Genomic DNA, 20894 nt, shown 5'->3' on the forward strand with positions numbered 1-20894 from the left:
TCTGACTTTAAATAAGCCGAGACGAGCACTGTTATGAGAACAATCATTTGTAATTCGCTTCAAAGCTTCTGGGATATGGCTGACAATCAGTTTTTAGAAGGCCTAGACGTCCACTGTGTTTTCCCCGTAAATGACGCTATCCGAGATTTTATTCTTGCTTATCAACAGCAATACAAAATACGCAGCGTGTCTTTTACCAACGCGTTTGCAAAACATGCATAAAAGAAGACCGAGCCATAAGCTCGGTCTTCTTTTACGTACGTAATCAATTCAAAACAAAATCATAGCTAACAAAGATGCAAAAATAGTGACTACGATAAAGATTAAAATAGTCCAGTACACTAGCCCAATACTTATGAACCACTTTGGGCAAACTCTACGAATATCTGTTAGCTTTCTTTTTTTGGCCAACTTAGGAAATGCAACTGCGGCAACAAGAGCTAATCCATGTATTAAGGCCCCAAAGTGAAATCCAGAAACTAAAGCAAGCTCAATATCTGTATAGTGCTCACTAGTATACGCATAGTGCTTTACTTTTTGCGGCGTGATAACAATAAGCAAAATACCTACTATCAGGTACCAAAAAACTAACAAAGCACCTGCAACAAAAAATGTAATAAAAGAAACTTCTAATAACTGCAAACTTCACCGACCTTCTATTCCAGCTCTCAAGTAATAGACATCCAAACCACCATTGAGCCTAAAGTGATCATAGCTAGAAGCAATAAAACGCTTATATAAATACGGCAAATTCCGATGAATAGACCGGAGCAAACTTGATGAATATCAGCAAAGCCCCTTCTCCTCGCTAAAGTTGGTAAAGCGACCGCCGCAACTAAGCCTACACTATGTACTAAAGCACCAAAGTGAAAACCCGAGACTAAAGCTAACTCTACTTCTGAATAATGTTTCGGATTAAAAGCAAACCGCTTCACCTTTAGTGGTATAAAAAATATAAAAATTGCTCCGATAATAACGAACCATAAAAACGTGCCTCCTCCGGCGATAAAGAAGGTTAGAAAAGACGAGTCGAGCAATCCCATATTCAGCTGCCTTTGATATGTGAATGAGAAAGGAGAAATATATCGCTAAGAAAGAGCCTTACTCAATAACAATCCATTTTGCATGAAAACGAAATGGCAAATATAAGACCCGCCACAAAGAATCATCTTCGAAAATGTCACAATCACAAGTAAAAATTAATTCGTAAGCCGCTTTACTAACCCACTCGCACGAGTCGTTTTCACCTTAATGCCTCGCTTCAGGACATTGAGTTCGGCATAAAGAGCTAAACGCTTTTTCGCGCGGGTAATGCCTGTGTAAATCAACTCACGGGTTAATATCGGGCTAAAGTCTGGTGGCAAAATCATCAGGGTGTAATCAAATTCACTGCCTTGCGATTTATGGATGGTCATGGCGTAAGCCGTTTCATGTTCAGGTACTCGGCTCGGTAAGACCGATTTCACACTGCCGTCAGGTAACTCGAAAAAGACTTTCAAACGCGGTTCTTCTTCAGTGTCATCTCGCATGCAAATACCAATATCACCGTTATACAAACCTAAACCGTGATCATTACGCGTAACCATGACGGGTCTGCCGTGATACCAAATTTCATCCTGAACTTGAATGAACTTGCGCGCTGCGAGCGCTTTCTCGATACGTTGGTTTAGCCCAGCCACACCGAAGTCACCTTCACGGATCGCGCACAGCAACCGGCATTGGTTGAAGGTATCTAACACCGCTTTGGCTTTGTGCGTTAGCGACTCTGGCTCTCCGGTTTTAGGATCAGTTTCCTGTTGTCCAATGCGTTTGAGGTAACGACCGTATTCCTGCACCAACGTCTGCATCATTTGGTTATAATGTTGACTACTTAGTGCGAAATGTTCGATATCGGAAAAGTCACGCGCCCAGACGTTATCTACGCTCGCAGCAGAACCTGAGTTAACCGCTTTTGCCAACTGACCAATGCCTGAGCGAGCATCAAATCGGTAGCTCTTTTGCAGCATACATAAACTATCGGCAATGCTAGATGCACTGTTACCCGTATGAGCTAAAGTACCGAACCCCGTCAGTTTTGCGATGGCTGACGCCTGCTCTTTGCCATAACCCAATGCATGGAACGAACAGATATCACCCAACACAGCCCCTGCTTCAACTGAGGCAAGTTGGTCTTTATCACCTAACAAAATCAGCCGCGCATGTTTCGGTAAGGCATCGACTACTTTGTACATCATTGGCAAATCGACCATCGACGCTTCGTCGATAACTAAAATATCCAAATGCAGTGGATTTTGCTTGTTGTGACGAAATTCTGCACTATTAGGAATCGCGCCCAGCAACCGATGTAAAGTGCTCGATTCAGTCGGAATTTTGGCTTTTAGCTCCGGAGAAACTGGCAGTTCTTGCACCGCTTTACCAATGGACTCGGTTAATCGCGCCGCCGCTTTCCCCGTCGGGGCCACCAGCTTGATGGTTAGATTTTTCTCTTGCGTCGCCTGTTCAATCAAAGCAGCAAGCAATTTGGTTACTGTCGTCGTTTTACCCGTACCAGGGCCACCAGAAATCACAGCAAATCGACGAGTTAACGCAACCGCCGCCGCGACTTTTTGCCAGTTCACACAAGCTGAGAGTGGCACGAGTTCATCCAGTGTTTGCAAATCTTGAACCTTGCGCGCATTGCTAAGCACGGAATCAATCGCGTGCCAATCCAACGATTCGCTTGCGACCACATCAAGGTGGTCACACACCAATTGTTGACGCAACACTTGGTTGCTGCTTCCCGCTTCTACTGCTTTGCCTAACGCGTTAAACAGAAAATGGTATTGGCGTGCAAACAAATGGTTGAGCAACTCGGATAATCGCGCAAACTCTTGTGGTTGCAAGTTAACTTCGGCGCCCAACTGATTGAGCTTTTCCGCCAGTGTCACTTCATAATGCCAATAGCGATGCAGATACAGACGCTCACCATCGAACATTAAAGGCAAGGCTTCTCCTTGCGCGCCGACCACGCTGGAATTTTGTAATACTTGAATCCAGTCTATGCCTTGCAACTGTGTGTTGAGCGCCAATGCCGACTCACCAAACAGCCCTAACTTACTGGCTAAATCCGCAGATTGCCCTTGTGCATCGAACAGAGACAGACAGATATGTCCTTTGCCGAGCTCACTACTGACAACACCAGCGATAAACGCCAATGCTTGGCTGTCCGACGATTCATCATGCGCTTGAGAATCAATAAAGCAGGCGAATTGGTAGTCGAGCTGACGAATAGCACCTTTGTGCGCCAAGCGTTCCAGCACTACCAATAGACTATCTTGGCCAGAATGAAGATTGTGATTTGTCGTCATTAAAGTAGCTCCATCTGCCCAGCTTGAGTTGAGCGCGTTTCGAGTGCTTGACCATCAATCAAACGATCCATCTCTTGTAAGAACTCGAAAGTTGGTTTCGCGGCAAAAATGCCGTGGTCACTCTGCCCATCCATGCCGCGCAAGAACAAGTAATACACGCCACCGAAGTGCTGCTCATATTGATAATTCGCCAATCGGCTGCGTAGGAAACGATGCAGTGCTAACGCATAAATCTGGTACTGCAAATCGTAGCGGTGATCCGCCATCGCCGATTTCAGAGCCTCACCATGGTAGCTCGTCACATCGTCGCCAAGATGATTCGATTTCCAGTCAAGCACGTAGTATTTACCTTGATGTTCAAACACCAAGTCGATAAAACCTTTGAGCATGCCTTGAACGGTTTGGAAACCTAAATCCCCCGCTTTCGCCGACAACGGATCGTGACGTTGAATAACTCGATTTAACGCCGGCGCAGACAAAACTTCAATCGGCAGCAAAAATTCCATCTCCACCAAACGTTGCGACGGTGCTTTTTGATTCAGCAGCAAAGACTTACCATCCAACGGCGTTGCGAGTACGGTATCAATCAATTGCTGTAAAATGGGCAACCACTCTTCATCGAGCTGTTCGCTTTCCATCAAACCAAGGATGATTTGTGTATTCTCTTCCGTCGTGGCTGGCTGAGTAAATTCAATTTCCTCAAACAGGCTATGCAGGAACGTACCCGGACGCGCACCACGAGGGAAGGTAAAAATAGAACGCTCTGGCTCCACCAAATCCGTTTCGTCTTGTTCTTCAGATGAGTCGATATCAAAACCCGTAATCTCAATCGTGGCATCATGCTCGGCGTGATGAGAGCCTTGCTTGACCAAGCCAGAATAACTGGTGATGCGCCAGTTTCTATCGATAGGGTTTTGCAGCTCTTTCGCGCTAAGATCGTGTATTTCTTCTTGTGGCGCTACGTACTTGTCTTCGAGTTGCTGCGGCGGATCGGCCACAACGACACAATCAAGCTCGTTTTGTTGCTTTGTTAAACCTTGGTACAAATCGTTAATGCCACCTTCTTGACCATTTTGAATCAAATAGCCAATCGCACTGCGGTGTACGCCAGTTGGCTCTTTGGTCGAACGACCATTGCGCAAAGGCGAGGCTCCAATAAAACACGCATAAACAGCACGCGTTAGTGCCACGTATATCAAGCGTAAGTCTTCCGCCAAACGCTCTTTATCCGCTTGCTTCATGGACGCATCGTTGCCAGTGATATCCAGTACCGTGCGGTCATTGGCTGCATCGTAATATTTGGCTTCACTGGCTTCTCGATAGCTGAACACAAACGGCAGAAATACGAGGTCATACTCCAAGCCTTTTGATTTGTGAATAGTTACGATCTGCACTAAGTTACGTTCCGATTCTAAACGTTGGATTTGGTCATCACTGCCACCCAAACCGTTTTCCGCATCACTGATAGACTGAGCGAGCCAACGCAGCAGACCGTGATCGCTATCCAGTTCATTACTGGCGTGTTGAAGCAGTTCACCAATGTGCATTAAATCGGTAAGTACTCGCTCACCATTTTCACCCTGTGAACTCGCACCTTCTTCTAGTAATCGCTCGGCAATATGGCGTTTGCTGATCACCGCGCGCAACATCGGCAGCACACCACGTTGAATCCAAAGTTTGCGATATTCTTTGAATTCGTTTACGGCGTTTTCCCACACAATTTCATCGTTATTAAGTGCATCCAAACTTGCTGCATCAAGGGCAAACAGCTCAGAGGCAAGACTTGCACGCAGCGCACGGTCATTTTCTGGCGTCAGCACCGCTTGCAGCAGACGCTGTAGATCCTGCGCCACCGAACTGGTAAACACACTGTCTCGGTTAGACAGGTACACGCTGGCAATACCTTGGTCTGCCAACGCTTGTTTGATCATGCGACCTTCGCTACCTGTTCGAACCAACACCGCAATATCGCCCGCTTGAACCGCTTTCTGTTTTTCGCCATTCACCAGACACGCTTGCCCCTGTTGAGCCTGCGTCAAAATGGTTTGGATTTGGCTTGCGGTCGCCTCTGCCATTCGAGTCAAATACTCGCCTTTTGGTAGCGGTTTATCGTCCGCTTCTTGCAACCAATAAGTCAGCGCTGGTTGCTTTTGGCCACCCATAGTCCAAATGCGTTTTTCAGCGTTTGGGCTGTAGTTGACGGGTAAAAACGGAATGTCCGAATCATAGATAAATGGACTGTCTGGCAAAGCAAATACTTGGTTTACCGCCTGCACCATATCTGCGCTAGAACGCCAGTTGGTTCCTAACGTGTAGTGGGCACTTACTTGGTTACGCGCTTTGATGTAAGTGAAAATGTCTGCGCCACGAAAGCCATAAATCGCCTGCTTGGGGTCCCCGATCATAAACAAACCACATTCCGGGTTGTTCAGATAAATACGGCTGAAAATACTGTATTGAAGCGGGTCGGTATCTTGGAACTCGTCAATCATTGCGACAGGATACAAAGTACGAATACGCGCCGCTAAAAGCTCGCTTTCGTCCGTATCGATAGAAGCAGAAAGTTGCGTTAGCAAATCATCGAAAGAGAGCCACTGTTTTTGATTTTTCGCGTTGGCCAGCATCACACGACAATGCTCAATCGCATGAGCAAGCAGTGGCGCTTTTAAGCTGATTGGGTTAGCAAGAAATGTTTCAATGGCTTCAAATACCGCGTGCTGCGGCGCACTGCCTTTCGGTGTTTTTTCCAACAAGACGTTTTGCGCGAATTTCTCCAGCTTGTCTGGATAATCGTAACTTGTGGTTTCCGTTGCTGCCCAAGCGTTTACCGCCTCCAACCACGTCGGCAGAGACTTTTTGGTATAGCTACGTTTGTTAATATCTGAATCTGAAATCAGCGTGAAGAAGTCATCTTGGCTTTCTCGCCACTGTGCTTTTAATTCATCAATTTTTTTCAAATTTTCAGTATGAAGATCAGCCAAACTGCCTTTCATTGCTGGAACAGAAAGGCTTAACGGCGCGCCGGTTAAGTAATTGCTGATGTCAGACAACAACGCAGATGGAGAGCCCCATAGCTGGCGAATTTCTCCAGCCAAGGTAAATGGCAACGGGTAGAAATTGCGGCGCCAGTAATCGGCTACAACTTGCGCTTTTAGGTGACTTTCATCGGTCACAAACTCGTTATTAAATCGGCTGCCAGATTCAAACGCATTTTGCGTTAGCATACGTTGGCAAAAACCGTGAATGGTGTAGACCGCCGCCTCGTCCATCTGACGCTCTGCCTGCAATAAAATTTCTGCGGCTTGCTTGTGATCGTCAAACTCATTAAGCAAAGGTTGGATCACCGGATCGGAACTCTGTCCACGCGCAAACGCGATTCGCGCATCATGGATTCTTGCCCTGATACGATCGCGTAATTCCGCAGTTGCCGCTTCGGTAAAGGTTACGACCAGAATTTGGTCGACCGTAAGCGGTACGCGATGTCGAGTTTCCGCGCTGCCGTGACCAAGCAAAAGGCGCAGATATAAACCTGCAATAGTGAAGGTTTTACCTGTACCTGCTGATGCCTCGATTAACCTCGCACCGTGCAGAGGAAACGTCATCGGTTCTAGTGGCGTTGGTTGAGGTTGCTCTGTGCGGTCTAACGTATGTAGAGGACACTCTGCACCTGACATTTGATCCATAACGCTGAATCTCTCCGGATTATTTACTAGGACGTATCACCTAATAAATGTGATCTATAGTTAAAAATTCTATTAATATGTTTAACAAGTTGGATAATTTAGAGCTTTGTGAGATCTTTCTCACGGTTATCCATAAGACGTACCGTTAGTATGCGCCCCACGAGATAAGCCAAACCTTTTTGGCGGCACAACTCAAATGAATTAAACAAAAGTATCATGGTCCCTCTGACCTTGTGGCCGTACAGCGAACGCCCTACAAAAAATAATGATTTTCTGGCGGCCACCCTTCTCTTTATCCAACTTTCTTTATCACGCTTTTACATCATCAGCGTCTTGAACCGCTAAGCGCGCACCTTGCAGAACTAATGCTGTCAGCAAACGAACTTCTGAAGCCAACTCATCATTCCAAGCAGGCCAAATTCGAGAGATGTACGCATTATTGCCTTCGCCCGGGCTCATGAAGCCATCATTGAATGCGTCAGCCATTTTCTTCAAAGATTTCTCTTCGTCATCGACCCACTGACCGCGGCTAAAGCCCGCTTCAACACAAGCCAACGCCGTTTTCGGGAAATAAGGCAAAGGCTTAGTCATGCCTTCGAAGAATAAGCGAACTAATTCAGTCAGTAGCTGTTTGGCATACTGAGCATCGGCAATTTCTGGGTAGATCAAATGCAGCGCGCCTTCTTTACGATCGTAGCCAATCAGATGAGTTTTCTTGGCATAACCCGACGCCGACATGGCAAGGTGATCGATCCACGCTGCAAGGTAATCTTGCGCTCGAATCTTACCGCTTCGGTAGCGAATCAAACCGGATTGGTAGCATTGAGTCAGCCAACCAGTCAGGCGAACGTTTTTCTCTTCGCCTTCATTTCGCTCAAACAAAGAGTCAAACGTCAGGTCGATTTCCAAATCGTCTTGAGGCGCACCAGATAAAAACGCCAGTTTGTCCACCAGCTCTTCCGCCTGAACTCGGTTGGTTTCAAACTCGATATCACCAAACGCCCCCACCGGCAGTTTGCCTTGCGCGCGCTGTTGACTCATAAAGTGTTTAAGCACCTCTGTTTTTTTCTCTGGCTGCATCAATGTCGTTTCAAGCAAGGTTTCTAACAGCTCATCACGCATTTGATAACTTTCCAAACCACCTAAAACAAAGGGTTCGTCGTCTTCCATCACCGGCAGTGGCGGTTCAAAGATTACTTTTAAACGACGATTGAAAAAATACTGCACAGGTAAGCGCCAGAAACGTTGCAACTCGACTAAGTCGAGCTCAAGTGGGAACGTCGCTCCTAACAGATAGTCGTCTAATGCCCGATTAAAATCAGGACGAACATAGCCTTGCGATTGACTGCTTTGAGTCAATGCCGCTGGAATCCACTCTTTCGCGTAGCTGGTGTGCATGCCTTGGAACGCACTTGGGCTAAACGGCACCATGGCGTGGGTATTCACCAACGCATTTAATAAGTTGTCGCCAGACTCATCAACGGGCAACGCTTCATCACCACTTAAACAATAGTTTTGGTGGCAGTATTCCATCAGCTCAGAAACCAGAACCGAAGGCACTCGCTCGGTATTGTCTTGGATTGAACGGCCAACATAACTGATGTAGAGCGTTTGCTGTGCCGATAGCATTGCTTCGAGGAATAGGTAACGGTCATCATCTCGGCGCGAACGGTCGCCCGGTTTGGTTCTTCCCGTCATCAAGTCAAAGCCTTCTGGCGGCATGGAACGCGGGTACACGCCGTCATTCATCCCCAGTAGACATACGGTTCTAAACGGAATAGATCGCATAGGCATCAGGGTACAAAAGTTCACTTGACCAGCCAGGAAGCGCTGGCTGACTCGTGTGCCAGATAATTTGTTTTGAAGGTATTGGCTGATGATCGACGGCGATAACGCATCACCAAATGCGGCATCAGCTAATTGCTCTTTGAGTTGGCTGAGCGTATCGCGAATGGATTTGAGCGCCATTTCGCCTTCTAACTCAACTGAGAAGAAGTCATCCAGCAGTGAAACCAAAGTCTCTCGCCAACCATCAATAGTCTGAACATGAGAAAGTTTGCTTCGATAAGTGCTAATTTGTTGGATAAAGTGTGCCAACTTGCCCGCCAGCTCTGCGCCCATGCCTTGCACTTCGTTGTACGGAGATAAACTGCCTTGCTCGGTTTCAAACAAACCTGCGGATTCTGGCATCGCGTAGCCAAGCAACATGCGTTGAATACCAAATTGCCATGTGTTTTGACGGGTTTCCGGCAGTTCAAATTCGCTTCCGGTATTGGCATCCAACCCCCAGCGAATTCCCGATTCTTCAACCCATTGTTTAGCTTGTAAGAAATCATCTTCGCTGAGTTCAAAACGCTTTAATATCGCCGGAGTTTCCAGAAGTTCGAGTAGTTCTGATGCCAAACAGCGCGTATTGGGTAAGTTCACCAACTGCATAAATGCGGCCAGAATTGGGCTCTCTTGATCGACGGTTCGGTCAGAAATCGAATAGGGAATAAAACGCTCACCCGGTGCGTTACCAAAGACCGCCTGAATCGCAGGGCTGTAAGCGTTGATGTCCGCGACCATCACGATAATATCGCGCGGTTTTAACGTTGAGTCGGCATCGAACATCGCCAATAGTTGATCATGCAGCACTTCCACTTCACGCATCGGGCTGTGACAAGCGTGTAGGCTCAGTGATTTATCACCCAAGCTAACCACTGGTTTGTGATGACTATTTTCAATCTTTTGGTCATCTTGATGTTCTTCAAGATTGAGAATATCCGCTTGCAATTGATGGAGCAGACTGTCGCGCTCGACATCAACAAAAGCTTCAATCTCATGGGATTCGAGCTGCGACAACAGATACATGTTATCGCGTCCAAGTTTACCCATCGACGCCAACAAGCTGTTACCCACCACATCGGTATGCAGCTCATCCACCACGTTTTCTTCTAGTGAACCTTTTAACTGCTCAGTCTCACCTTGCACTTCAGAATGGTCTTCTTGCCACACCACGTGCTGGCGATGTTTTGCTGCTAAGCGAGCTAAGAATTTACGATCGCGTACCTCACCCCAGTAATAGCGACAAGGGTTGGTAAACATAAGATGCACATCAATGTGTTCACCAATGGCTTTTAGCGCATCCATGTAACGTGGCGGCAGTGAAGAGATACCAAATACAAACAGACGCTTCGGCAGATGGTCAAAGTTACCGTTGAAGTTTTCGAGCGTATCAATGAAGTGTTCGTACAAATTGGCACGATGATAAGGCGATTGCCCAAGGGTAACCGTGTGGTCGTACAATGCCTGCCACAAAACTGGCTGCCATGGGTGTTCGTCTTCAAGTTCAGGCACCGTTTGTCCTGCTTCCCAGCTTGCAATCCATTCTGGGCGATACACCAAATAGCCATCGAAAATATCGGCAATTTTCTCTGCCAATTGATACAGCTTGGAATTGTCACTGTCGTCTTGAAGATAGCGAGCCAAAGGTTCGAATAATGCTTCGTTGAGCAACCCCGGAAGCAAATGCATCAGCTTCCACGTCATGGCTTCTTTGTTAAACGCACTGCGTTTTGGCACGTCTGGCAACACCTGCGTAAACATTTCCCAAATGAAGGTAGCAGGAAGCGGAAAATCAATGTTCGCGGCAACACCAAACTCTTTCGCCAATTCCATTTTTAACCACTGAGACATGCCCGGGCTTTGAACCAGAATTTGCTCTTTTTCGAATGGGTTTTCTAATGGATTGATGCGAATCAGTTCAACAAGAAGTGATTTGAGAACATCGACCTGATTGGAGTGATAGACAGTAAACAAAGTAGGAGCACCGAATGCCAATGGAAACTGCTAGCAAGCTTAGCACAGCCCGATTTAAACCCGCAGTGATCTCGCGTTCGGAAAAAACAAAAGGTTATATATCACTCAAATAGAGTATGAATCTTCTGAATTTTCACATGTCAATCAAGTCTGACACTTCCATACAAAATGTGACATTCGTCGCAACTATTCCATAATAAAAAACACTGTTTTATACTCCCTCTACCCATAATTTATAAACAAACAAAAAGTATGTTTCGCAAACTGTCTTCCAACAGCGCTTGGCTGATTGCTTTTTTTGCTTGCTTTGCAGTGTATCTGTCGATCGCTTGTTATCCTTTTGTGTTGTCTAACAATCAGAATGAACCGCTAACCTTGTTGCAAGGTTACTATTTGGTTTCGACTCAATATGGCTGGCTGGGCTTGATCGCTCTTCCATTTATGTTGTTGAGTTTATTGCTCTCTTTTCTACCGACTCGAGTATTCAAAGGCATCGTGATCGCTATCGCGATCTGTCTATTGATCATGTTTAAAGTCGATATCCTCGTTTTTCAGCAATACAAACTTCACATCAACGCTCTATTAATCCGTATGTTTTTCGAAGGTGGCGGTGATGTCTTCGATATTTCTTGGATGAGTTGGCTAATCTTCATCAGTGAAATTGCCATTCTGGTGATCGGGCTCGCTTGTACCGTTTGGGTAAGTAATCAACTGTCAGAAAGCCGAGCTAAGTTCGTTTTGATCAGCATCTGGTTTGCTGTATTGCTCAGCACACAGATGATTCATGCGTACAAAAACGCGCTTTACGACGATGAAGTCAGTCAGTTTTCGAATAACTGGCCACTTTACTACCCGCTGACGGCTCGTAAATTTATTTACAAACACGACCTAGTGGATGAGAACATTGCATCGAAGAACCGCGTAGAGTTAACCAACATTGAACGTAGCTCACTCAACTACCCACTTGCGCCCATTCAAGTGCAAAGCAAAGAGAAGCAACCCAATGTTTTGTTTATCTTGGTTGACGCGTGGCGCTACAGTGATGCGACGCCGGAAGTCATGCCAAATGTCAGCAAGTTCGCCGAAAAAACAGTGAATTTCACACAACATATGAGCGGCGGCAACTCAACTCAAGCGGGTATTTTCAGCCTGTTTTACAGCTTGCCAGCGACCTACTGGGAAAGCTTTTACGCAAGCCAACGCTCTCCTGTTTTTATGGATACGCTGCAAGCAGAAGGCTACCGCATGGGCATTTTTGGCTCGGCACCGCTCACCAGCCCGCCACTTTCTCGCACGGTATTCAAAAAAGTGTCGGACTTGACCCTGAAACAAACTGGAGAAACAGCTGTCGAGCGCGATCAGCAGATAACAGACAAGTTCATCGAGTTCCAAAAGCAGGACAGCGACAAGCCGTACTTTGGTTTTCTGTTCTACGATGCCGCCCACGGCACGGTGTTTCCTGAACCTGAATTTGCGAAATTCAAACCATACTGGGAACGCGTTGACCACATTTTGCTCAACAACGATTTTGACGCTTCGCTTTACCACAATCGATACAAGAACTCGTTGTACTACATCGACAACTTGATTGGTGATGTGCTGAAAAATGTCGACTTAGACAACACCATTGTGGTGATTTCATCAGATCATGGTGAAGAGTTTAACGACCATAAGATGAACTATTGGGGCCACACGGGTAATTACAGTGACGTTCAAGTGCATGTGCCTCTTTACGTGTACATGCCAAATCGTCAGCCAGAGCAAGTTGATTACCGCACGACCCATTTTGACGTCGTGCCAACCATGATGAATACGCTGTTTGACGTTCAAGGCACAACGAGTTCATACAGCGTTGGTCATAACTTGTTTGATAGCTCAGCCTCTCGCGATTGGTATATTGCAGGCAGCTACTACAACTATGCATTGGTCGGCAAAGAACTGATGCTTGTGGTCAACCCTGGCGGGCACTCTCAGCAACTGAATCGCCAGTTAAAAGTCGAGAAAGAACAGAAAGTTCCTGTCGATATCATTCGTCATTCTCTGGATGAGATGTCGCGATTTTACAAAAAAGGCTAGCGTCCGACATCGACGCCGATTGAAATAAAAAAGCCTCTTGGTTGTAAGACCAAGAGGCTTTTTCCTATCTGCTATTTAAGCGTGATGAGCGTGCATCAAGCGTGGCTGAATCAACAAGTTGTTGATGTATTGTAAGGCCACATAAGAGACAACAAATGTTGCCACAATCAACTCAAGACCAGCTAAGCCTCGCACTTGTTGAACATAGTGCGCAGCCAATCCTTGCAACTCCATCCAATTCGCCATTTTAAACAGCGCCGTCGCACCGATCACCATCGGGAAAGTGAACGCCGCATAGCCTGGGCTAAATGGCAGTCTAAGCAATTTAAAGAATGCGAGGTAAATGATGGCTGTCATCAATACCGCGATACCAAATAGCATAGCGATGATCACTGGTGATGGTGTCGCAGTGACCGTTAAGTACCCTGCCAATGATAGACTTGCTGGCGCTGCCATGATTGCCATTGTTGGTTTCGCTGCATCCGGAATTTCATGGGTGAACATGAAACGGTAAATCATCATCGGCAACATGATCGCGTACGCCACCATACCAAACATCAATGCACCTTGTGCCACTGGTGCTAACATCGGGTTGCCAGAGAAAGACACATCCGCAACGATGATACCCACAGGCGGTACAAACCAACTAGGAACCATGTGGTGCAATTCAAAATCTTTGGCGCGATGGTAAACAAAGCTCACCAAGAACACGATGTGCAAAACCACCGCAATCAGCCAAAGCGCATCGCCAGCTAATGGGTAAAAATGGCCGAGAGAGTTCGATACCACCATAGTGCCCATCGCAAATGTCGGAACCACGCTGCCCACAACCGGATGAGCAAGATCTTGTCTCAACAGATGATTATGTAGCAAAAACTTGGTTGCCAATATAGCCAACAATATGCTTGCGATACCCGCACTAATCCACTGTCCGTAGCCATGTAATTCGGCGAAGTTCTCCCAACTCCAGCCCAAGCTTGCAATACCAAGAGCCAAACCCGCCATTGGAGTTGGCGCTCCCATTACTTTTGCTTTTGTTCTTTGAATCATGATGACCTCAACCAGACTCACTCTTGATGGGACGTATAATACGCTTGCACTTCGTTCCGATATATCTAATTATTTAAAACAAACGTTCAGAATTACTTAACGGTGGGGTATGGCAAGTCACATTTCTCTTAAACAACTGAAAGTGTTTACGACGATCACGCAGCACAAAACGCTCACAGCGGCTTCTGATAGTCTCTTTTTATCGAAAGCCGCAGTGAGCATGACACTCTCAGAATTAGAAAAACAGATCGGCCATCACTTGTTTGATCGTGTTAATAACCGACTGATTTTGAACCAAGAAGGTCAAAAACTGCTACCACTGGCGGATGAGTTACTCAACCGAGCCAAAGACATCGAGAGCATTTTCGATGGTGACCAAGCGCTATCGGGCCAACTTCGCATTGGTGCCAGCGACACCATTGGCAACCAAGTCGCGCCCTATTTGCTTAGCGAATTTCGTCAGCAAACGAACCATCGTTCTCAAAGCCTGTTCATTTCTAACTCCGCACAAATCTGCGACATGCTGACCGATTACGAGTTAGACATAGCCCTCATTGAAGGCAAAACACTTCACCCTGAATTGCAGTCTACCCAGTTTAGCGAAGATGAAATGTGCGTGATTTGCGCGCCCGATTCCCCAGCCGCGCACGAAGGGCCAGTAAACTTAACCGAGCTAGAAAACAGTGAATGGATATTGCGAGAGGCAGGATCTGGTTCACGCGAATTTTTTATGCGCGTTGTCGCGCCGCGCTTGGAACATTGGCATGAAGCTTTTCAGCTCAATACCACCGAAGCGCTGATCAACTCAGTATCGGCAGGGTTAGGCTTAGGTTGCTTGTCACGTTTGTCTGCAGAACCTGCTATTCGTGACGGCCGCGTAAAACTGCTCGACATGCCTTTAGATATGAAACGTCGCTTCTGGTTACTGGTTCATAAAGAGAAATATCAAAGCCCATTGCTCAGAACGTTTATCGAATTTTGCCAAGATTGGGAGCGACCAACAAACCTTCCTTTGGCGGACAAATCCGCAAAGTGAAACCAAGATAGTTTAAATGCTAGTCAGTTAGTTGTACGTGTCTCTCATTCTGAGGCTTGTCGCTAGACTTGATTGGTCAAAAACTGTATAAAAAGCCAGTATCAATACACCAAATTAGGGGACCAACCATGGCTGTAATCGTCAAGTACGTGGTAGAACGCAATGGAGAAGAGAAAATGACTTTTACCTCTAAAGCGGAAGCTGACGCATACGACAAAATGCTGGATATGGCAGACGAGTTATTCTCACTGCTGGGTAAAAGTGAACTTCTAGAAGACGAAGGTAAGCAAGAAGATCTTGCAATGTTCCTTGCGCAAAACAAAGAAGAAGTGCTTTACGCTCTTGGTGCAAAACGTAAACCTGCACCAAAAAAAGCAAAGAAGCTTGAAGCTGTTGAAGAAGATAGCGAGCAAGAAGACGCTGCATAAGCCTCTCATTTGTTTAGAAAAAACGTCGCATTATGCGGCGTTTTTTTATTCCTGAAGTTAAACACTCTCTACTTCATAAAAACTAACCCCGGTAAACTCGTTTTTAGTCACTAGATTTAAAAAGCTATTGTCGGTATTTGAAGTATAGATGCTTATTGGAGAACCACTTAATTTGAAGAGCCTCGGGGTTGAAACTTTATCACGATCAATAACAAAACGCTTATATGGTCTAGTTCTATGAACTCTGCCATTTGGCTTGTAGTTTATCTCGCACAGTTCAGTATGTAATGCATCCAATTTAGAAGTCACATTAAGTGCATACCAAATGGAGTTATCCACATTTACAGGTAGGAATTCACAACAATCTCCGAGCGTATCTTTGAACAAGCTCGCAATATCATGGCGAACTACGTACGTAAAGCTACCCCAGGCAGCAATCATTGGTTTTATTAAGTCATCGGAATCATCATGCCGGAGCCAATCAAGTGTCAATGGTTGCCAAGTTGATATTTTTGAAGCTCCATTGAATATTGGTAAAACTTCATTATTCACGTCGTCTAAACCCAATAGGCTCGTGTGCTCTAGATATAAATATTTATCCACATCTGGCTGAATACCAAATACCTTAGTAAAAGTTTGTTTTTTAAACTGCAATTTCATTCGCCCTTATTTTTCTGGTTATTGGAAACATGCCCATTTTCAAGTCGTCTCCAATATCCTCTAAAACCTCAACGATATCTTCTCTATCTGCATCCTGAGCAATCGTATTTTCAAGTAAATGTTCAACGTTCAAATAGTAAAATGAAGTATGGATACAGGAGTGAGAATAAGCTTCAACCATTTGCGAATGGGGCACATGTTTATTCCATCTTGGTAAAAATACACCATTTTCCGCACTATCTATATCGATTCGAAATGCTGATAGCCTCATTCTGGACTTTGCAGCTCTAATGTCTTTCCATGATACAATATGATGAGCAGCTACATTCTTAGGACGACATTGCCCTGTTTTTTTAAGGATGTTTTTGGCCAAGCGATAACTATGGGCCTTATTATGCTCCCACCTTATATGTTGATTAAGTAAAAGATCATCTTTGGATATCACCCCTCTCTTATACTTAATAGAATCTATCACTGAACCTGCATAAAATATTTGAAATTGCGAAGCTTGCTTGGAAGCGAATAACTTATCACCAGTCACATTAAACAAATCTCTTTCCAGCTCAGACGTTGTAACCGTAACGACTTTTTTACCCATACTGATCTCATTGAAAATGCTTAAAAACGTAGATCAACCTTAATATGAATCAATATGAATATAAAGAATTATTTATCTCAAAACCGAGCCGCCTCAAGCTTGCGCCAAATTTATTTGAACTTATACGACACCTTGTTCTAAACAATTAAAAACATACCTCTGTATCTCGAAAGAACTCGCCAGAATAGGAAAACGCCCTTTCTTTCTAGAGCCGAGACAAGAAACTGCCTTCTATCGTTTCAGCAAAACTCCCCCAATAGACCACCTCGTAGCCACATTTCTCATCAGACAAACATATCTCTAAAAAGACAAAAGGTATCCATCTACGGACTTTCTCCATTTCCCCTCTTTAAACTCCCCAATACTCTCTTTATGATGACTGACAACTTAATTATTTCTTGTCAGTGAACAGACGAGACACAAGACTCAACACATGGAGATCAACTATGGCTTTCTTCTCTCTAGCCTTTGGTACGGCAACTAAAAACCGCGACGGCAAAATAATCGAAGCGTTTTTCCCAAACCCAGTTCTTGACCCAAGCGAAGCGCTTGTTAACGCACTAGCAGCAGTAGCAGGTTACGAGCAAGGCAACCAAGCTATCGAGATCTCTGCAGCACAAAGCGCAGAACTGGCAGCAGCATTTGAAGCAAACGGCGATGCGGCAAACGCATCTTTCGCAGCAAAAGCAGCAGAATCAGCACAACCACTTGTACTGGTTATCCTTGCAACTGACGAGCAGCCACAAAGCGTTGCTGAAGGTTTCCTAAAACTTCAACTTATCTCTAACCGCCTAGTTCAACCGCACGGCACGGTACTAGACGGCATCTTCGGTCTACTGCACAACATCGCATGGACTAACGAAGGTCCAATCGACCTACCTGAACTAGCAGAGCGTCAAATCGAAGCTCGCCTAGCGGGTCGTGCACTAAGCGTAGATTGCGTAGACAAGTTCCCTAAAATGGTGGACTACGTGGTACCAACTGGCGTTCGTATCGCTGATACTTCTCGCGTACGTCTTGGCGCACACGTTGGCGAAGGCACAACAGTAATGCACGAAGGCTTCATCAACTTCAACGCGGGTACAACAGGCGTAAGCATGGTTGAAGGTCGTATCTCTGCTGGCGTAGTGGTTGGTAACGGCTCTGACATCGGCGGCGGCGCATCTATCATGGGTACGCTATCTGGCGGCGGTAAAGTTGTGGTTTCTATCGGTGAAAACTCGCTACTAGGCGCGAACGCAGGTCTTGGTTTCCCAATGGGTGACCGTTGTACTATCGAATCAGGTCTGTACGTAACTGCTGGTTCTAAAGTACGCATGCTAGATTCTGACGGTCAAGAAGTCGAAGTGGTGAAAGCACGCGATCTTGCTGGAGTTTCTGACCTACTGTTCCGTCGTAACTCTGTAACAGGTCAAATCGAATGTCTTGCTAACAAGAGCGCGGTTGAACTGAACAGCGAACTGCATAAAAACAACTAATAAATAGTTAAGAAAAATCCCCCAGCAGGAAACTGTTGGGGGATTTTTTAGCTTAAAGAAAAATGCGTGATTACTGATTTAAAAAGCTGACCGCTTTATCTGGGAAATCAGTAAACAAACCATCCACTTTTACTTGGTTGTAGTACACATCCATCATGCCTTCAAAGCTGTCAGTGTACGCTGGAATGCGTCCTGGATCGGCGCGGAACGTGTATGGATGCACTTGCAAGCCAGCGTCTTTTGCAGCCTTCATCAACGGCTTGATGATGATATTGTCTTTGGTTGACTTATCATCCACCAGCATCGGCTTCCAAGGTCCAATTCCTTCCGCGTAACTCGCTACTTTCTTCATTCCGTCGGCTTCGAACATCCAGTCATAACTGTATGGTGTTGCCTTGTCGCCTTTGTACACCATAGTTTCGTTCCAGTCCGTGTAAGCCATAAGCTGAACGAGCTTTAAGTCCATGTCCATTGCAGGCATGAGTTCACTGTTGATGCGTTGAAGTTCATTCGCATCAAAACACTGAAGGTAGACTTTGTCGTCTTGAGAGCCGTAACCGTACTGCTTCAAGACTTTAAGTACTGCTTTAGAAATGTCCTTACCTTCATGACGATGGAACCAAGGCGCTTTAATTTCTGGGTAAATACCGATGTCATAACCCAGCGTTTTGTTTAAGCCTTGGATCAGCTCAATCTCTTCAGCAAACGTCGGCACGGTGAAGTCAGATTTCCACATAGGGAATCGGGTTGGATAGCCCGCTACTTTGTTGCCTTTCTCATCGATGTTGAACCCTTCGGTAACTCGCAAGGATTTGATTTCCGCCAGAGTGAAATCAATCGCGTAATAACGACCATCTTTACGTGCACGATCAGGAAAACGCTCCGCAACATCCGTTACGCGATCGAGATAATGGTCATGCAACACGACCAACTGGTCGTCTTTCGTCATTACCACATCTTGCTCTATGTAGTCAGGTTTCATTGCGTAAGCAAGTGCTTTGGCTTCTAGCGTGTGCTCAGGCAAGTAGCCCGATGCGCCACGGTGCGCAATGACAAGCGGCTTCGCAATCGCACCAGCAGAAAGGCTAAGTGCTAAAAAAGTAAGACATACTGACTTTGTTTTCATTGTTATTTCCTTGATAAAGCGAAGAGGCAGTATTCCACTGCCTCTTTAAATAAATATTACGCTAGCGCTTCCTTCTCGCGCTCTTTTTGCTCGTGGTGCGCACGTTCACCTAAGAAGGCGTACATCAAACACACGATAGAAGTAATACAAGAACCCACTAAGATGATAAAGCCACCATCCCAGCCAAAGTGGTCTACGGTGTAGCCCAAAATCGCGTTTGCGGCAACTGCCCCACCCAGGTATCCAAACAGACCAGTAAGACCAGCGGCAGTACCTGCGGCTTTCTTCGGAGCGAGTTCAAGTGCGTACAAACCGATCAGCATAACCGGACCATAGATTAGGAAGCCAATTGCAATAAGCGCCATCATATCTACTGTTGGGTTGCCTGCAGGGTTAAACCAATAAACCATCACTGCAACTGTCACTAACACCATAAATAAGATACCAGCAGGTGCACGACGACCTTTGAACAATTTGTCAGAGATCCAACCACACAATAGTGTTCCTGGAATGCCAGCCCATTCGTATAAGAAATAAGCCCATGACGATTTATCTACCGAGAAATCCTTCGCTTCTTTTAGGTAAACAGGTGCCCAGTCCAGTACGCCGTAACGAATTAGGTAAACAAATGCGTTTGCAATTGCAATCGACCAAAGAAGTTTGTTGTTGAAGACGTATTTGAAGAAGATTTCCTTCGCTGTCATTTCTTGTTCATGGGACTTGTCATAGTCATCTGGGTAATCGTCTTTGTATTCTTCAATAGGAGGCAGACCACAAGACTGAGGGGTATCGCGAACCGTCATCCAAACAAACACAGCAACCAACGTGGCGAAAAATGCAGGAACATAAAATGCAGTGCGCCAATCATCGTTAAATGCCCACAGGCCAAGAATAAATAGTGGACCAATCAAGCCACCACCCACGTTGTGCGCCACGTTCCAAACCGAAACGATCTCACCACGCTCTTTACGTGACCACCAGTGCACCATGGTTCGGCCACAAGCAGGCCACCCCATCCCTTGGAACCAACCGTTTAAGAAAAGCAAAATGAACATCGCAGTGACGCTACCAGTCGCCCATGGCATAAAGCCAAAGCAAAACATCACTAATGCAGACATCAATAGGCCGCCACTAAGGAAATAGCGAGGGTTGGAGCGGTCTGAAACGCTGCCCATTAGAAACTTAGAGAGACCATATGCAATGGAAACAGCTGCCAGGGCGACACCTAAGTCTCCGCGGCTAAAGCCTTGCTCGATAAGATAAGGCATCGCCAAACTGAAGTTTTTACGAACTAGATAGTAACCGGCGTAGCCAACAAAGATACCGATAAAGAGTTGCCAACGGAGGCGAGAGTAGGTGCTATCGATGCTGCCAGGGGACAGACGATCAATGTGCGCCTTAGGTTTGAATATTCCAAACATAGGAACCTCATTATTTTGTATGCGATGGTAAAAACACAAAAGGAGCGAACGAAACAAAATAAATCTTCGTTCGAAAGTTCATGAATTGTATGGAGTTAGGATTTTATTTCTGTGACAAATGTTGCACATGGATTAAATATAAGTAAATACAGTAAATTATATGAGCATTAATTAGATCATCGTTCAACTT

Annotated in this window: 15 protein-coding genes; 5 read left to right on the forward strand and 10 right to left on the reverse strand. The window is 45.7% G+C overall.

Annotated elements, in window-relative coordinates; genetic code table 11:
- Positions 1–33 precede the first annotated feature (33 nt).
- Complete coding sequence (locus tag R7O13_RS16075; protein ID WP_005380230.1) at positions 34–222, forward strand: hypothetical protein; 189 nt, start codon at positions 34–36, stop codon at positions 220–222.
- Between the two features lie 48 nt (positions 223–270).
- On the opposite strand, the gene R7O13_RS16080 is transcribed toward R7O13_RS16075, so the two are convergent.
- The 5 genes from R7O13_RS16080 to recC all read right to left on the reverse strand — a co-directional run bounded on the left by R7O13_RS16080 (position 271) and on the right by recC (position 10831).
- Positions 271–642, reverse strand: a complete 372-nt coding sequence (locus tag R7O13_RS16080; RefSeq protein ID WP_031780957.1) for a hypothetical protein — start codon at positions 640–642, stop codon at positions 271–273.
- 26 nt (positions 643–668) lie between these two features.
- Positions 669–1043, reverse strand: a complete 375-nt coding sequence (locus R7O13_RS16085) for a hypothetical protein (protein ID WP_213898561.1) — start codon at positions 1041–1043, stop codon at positions 669–671.
- A gap of 156 nt (positions 1044–1199) precedes the next feature.
- A complete protein-coding gene (recD, locus tag R7O13_RS16090) occupies positions 1200–3347 on the reverse strand; it encodes an exodeoxyribonuclease V subunit alpha (protein ID WP_213898562.1) in 2148 nt (715 codons plus the stop codon).
- The gene (gene recB / locus R7O13_RS16095) at positions 3347–7021 is read right to left on the reverse strand and encodes an exodeoxyribonuclease V subunit beta (protein WP_318304327.1); all 3675 of its coding nucleotides are present in this window, start codon (positions 7019–7021) and stop codon (positions 3347–3349) included. The genes recD and recB overlap by 1 nt, the downstream gene beginning before the upstream one ends.
- Before the next feature lie 318 nt (positions 7022–7339).
- A complete protein-coding gene (recC, locus tag R7O13_RS16100) occupies positions 7340–10831 on the reverse strand; it encodes an exodeoxyribonuclease V subunit gamma (protein WP_318304328.1) in 3492 nt (1163 codons plus the stop codon).
- Between the two features lie 252 nt (positions 10832–11083).
- On the opposite strand from recC, the gene R7O13_RS16105 reads away from it, so the two are divergent.
- Positions 11084–12907 carry a DUF3413 domain-containing protein gene (locus R7O13_RS16105; RefSeq protein WP_151515073.1) on the forward strand — a complete coding sequence of 608 codons (1824 nt, stop codon included), beginning with the start codon at positions 11084–11086 and terminating at the stop codon, positions 12905–12907.
- A 75-nt stretch (positions 12908–12982) separates the two neighbouring features.
- Here the strand turns inward: R7O13_RS16105 and R7O13_RS16110 are convergent, their stop codons facing one another.
- Complete coding sequence (locus R7O13_RS16110; protein WP_017636010.1) at positions 12983–13957, reverse strand: TDT family transporter; 975 nt, start codon at positions 13955–13957, stop codon at positions 12983–12985.
- 109 nt (positions 13958–14066) lie between these two features.
- Here R7O13_RS16110 and R7O13_RS16115 point away from each other — a divergent pair, with 109 nt between their 5' ends.
- Together R7O13_RS16115 and R7O13_RS16120 are read left to right on the forward strand one after the other, a co-directional pair.
- The gene (locus R7O13_RS16115; protein ID WP_151515074.1) at positions 14067–14993 is read left to right on the forward strand and encodes a LysR substrate-binding domain-containing protein; all 927 of its coding nucleotides are present in this window, start codon (positions 14067–14069) and stop codon (positions 14991–14993) included.
- Positions 14994–15121: 128 nt separating this feature from the next.
- A complete protein-coding gene (locus R7O13_RS16120; protein ID WP_005380208.1) occupies positions 15122–15421 on the forward strand; it encodes a YebG family protein in 300 nt (99 codons plus the stop codon).
- 57 nt (positions 15422–15478) lie between these two features.
- Here the strand turns inward: R7O13_RS16120 and R7O13_RS16125 are convergent, their stop codons facing one another.
- Together R7O13_RS16125 and R7O13_RS16130 are read right to left on the reverse strand one after the other, a co-directional pair.
- The gene (locus R7O13_RS16125) at positions 15479–16075 is read right to left on the reverse strand and encodes an imm11 family protein (protein ID WP_318304260.1); all 597 of its coding nucleotides are present in this window, start codon (positions 16073–16075) and stop codon (positions 15479–15481) included.
- On the reverse strand, positions 16065–16679 hold the full coding sequence (locus tag R7O13_RS16130; RefSeq protein WP_033905557.1) for an AHH domain-containing protein: 615 nt from the start codon (positions 16677–16679) through the stop codon (positions 16065–16067). The genes R7O13_RS16125 and R7O13_RS16130 overlap by 11 nt, the downstream gene beginning before the upstream one ends.
- 446 nt (positions 16680–17125) lie before the next feature.
- On the opposite strand from R7O13_RS16130, the gene dapD reads away from it, so the two are divergent.
- Positions 17126–18157, forward strand: a complete 1032-nt coding sequence (dapD, locus tag R7O13_RS16135) for a 2,3,4,5-tetrahydropyridine-2,6-dicarboxylate N-succinyltransferase (RefSeq protein ID WP_318304261.1) — start codon at positions 17126–17128, stop codon at positions 18155–18157.
- A gap of 70 nt (positions 18158–18227) precedes the next feature.
- Here the strand turns inward: dapD and glpQ are convergent, their stop codons facing one another.
- Positions 18228–19283 carry a glycerophosphodiester phosphodiesterase gene (gene glpQ / locus R7O13_RS16140; protein WP_005380201.1) on the reverse strand — a complete coding sequence of 352 codons (1056 nt, stop codon included), beginning with the start codon at positions 19281–19283 and terminating at the stop codon, positions 18228–18230.
- A gap of 56 nt (positions 19284–19339) precedes the next feature.
- Positions 19340–20704 (reverse strand): glycerol-3-phosphate transporter, encoded by a 1365-nt coding sequence (gene glpT, locus R7O13_RS16145; protein ID WP_005380199.1) that lies wholly within the window; start codon positions 20702–20704, stop codon positions 19340–19342.
- Positions 20705–20894: the final 190 nt, after the last annotated feature.

It is taken from the genome of Vibrio sp. Y176, assembly GCF_033438945.1.

Coding starts and splice junctions, on each gene's coding strand:
- R7O13_RS16075 (WP_005380230.1), top strand. CDS start 34: ATGAGAACAATCATTTGTAATTCGCTTCAAAGCTTCTGGGATATGGCT.
- R7O13_RS16085 (WP_213898561.1), bottom strand. CDS start 1,043: ATGGGATTGCTCGACTCGTCTTTTCTAACCTTCTTTATCGCCGGAGGA.
- recD (WP_213898562.1), bottom strand. CDS start 3,347: ATGACGACAAATCACAATCTTCATTCTGGCCAAGATAGTCTATTGGTA.
- recB (WP_318304327.1), bottom strand. CDS start 7,021: ATGTCAGGTGCAGAGTGTCCTCTACATACGTTAGACCGCACAGAGCAA.
- R7O13_RS16105 (WP_151515073.1), top strand. CDS start 11,084: ATGTTTCGCAAACTGTCTTCCAACAGCGCTTGGCTGATTGCTTTTTTT.
- R7O13_RS16110 (WP_017636010.1), bottom strand. CDS start 13,957: ATGATTCAAAGAACAAAAGCAAAAGTAATGGGAGCGCCAACTCCAATG.
- R7O13_RS16115 (WP_151515074.1), top strand. CDS start 14,067: ATGGCAAGTCACATTTCTCTTAAACAACTGAAAGTGTTTACGACGATC.
- R7O13_RS16120 (WP_005380208.1), top strand. CDS start 15,122: ATGGCTGTAATCGTCAAGTACGTGGTAGAACGCAATGGAGAAGAGAAA.
- R7O13_RS16130 (WP_033905557.1), bottom strand. CDS start 16,679: ATGGGTAAAAAAGTCGTTACGGTTACAACGTCTGAGCTGGAAAGAGAT.
- dapD (WP_318304261.1), top strand. CDS start 17,126: ATGGCTTTCTTCTCTCTAGCCTTTGGTACGGCAACTAAAAACCGCGAC.
- glpQ (WP_005380201.1), bottom strand. CDS start 19,283: ATGAAAACAAAGTCAGTATGTCTTACTTTTTTAGCACTTAGCCTTTCT.
- glpT (WP_005380199.1), bottom strand. CDS start 20,704: ATGTTTGGAATATTCAAACCTAAGGCGCACATTGATCGTCTGTCCCCT.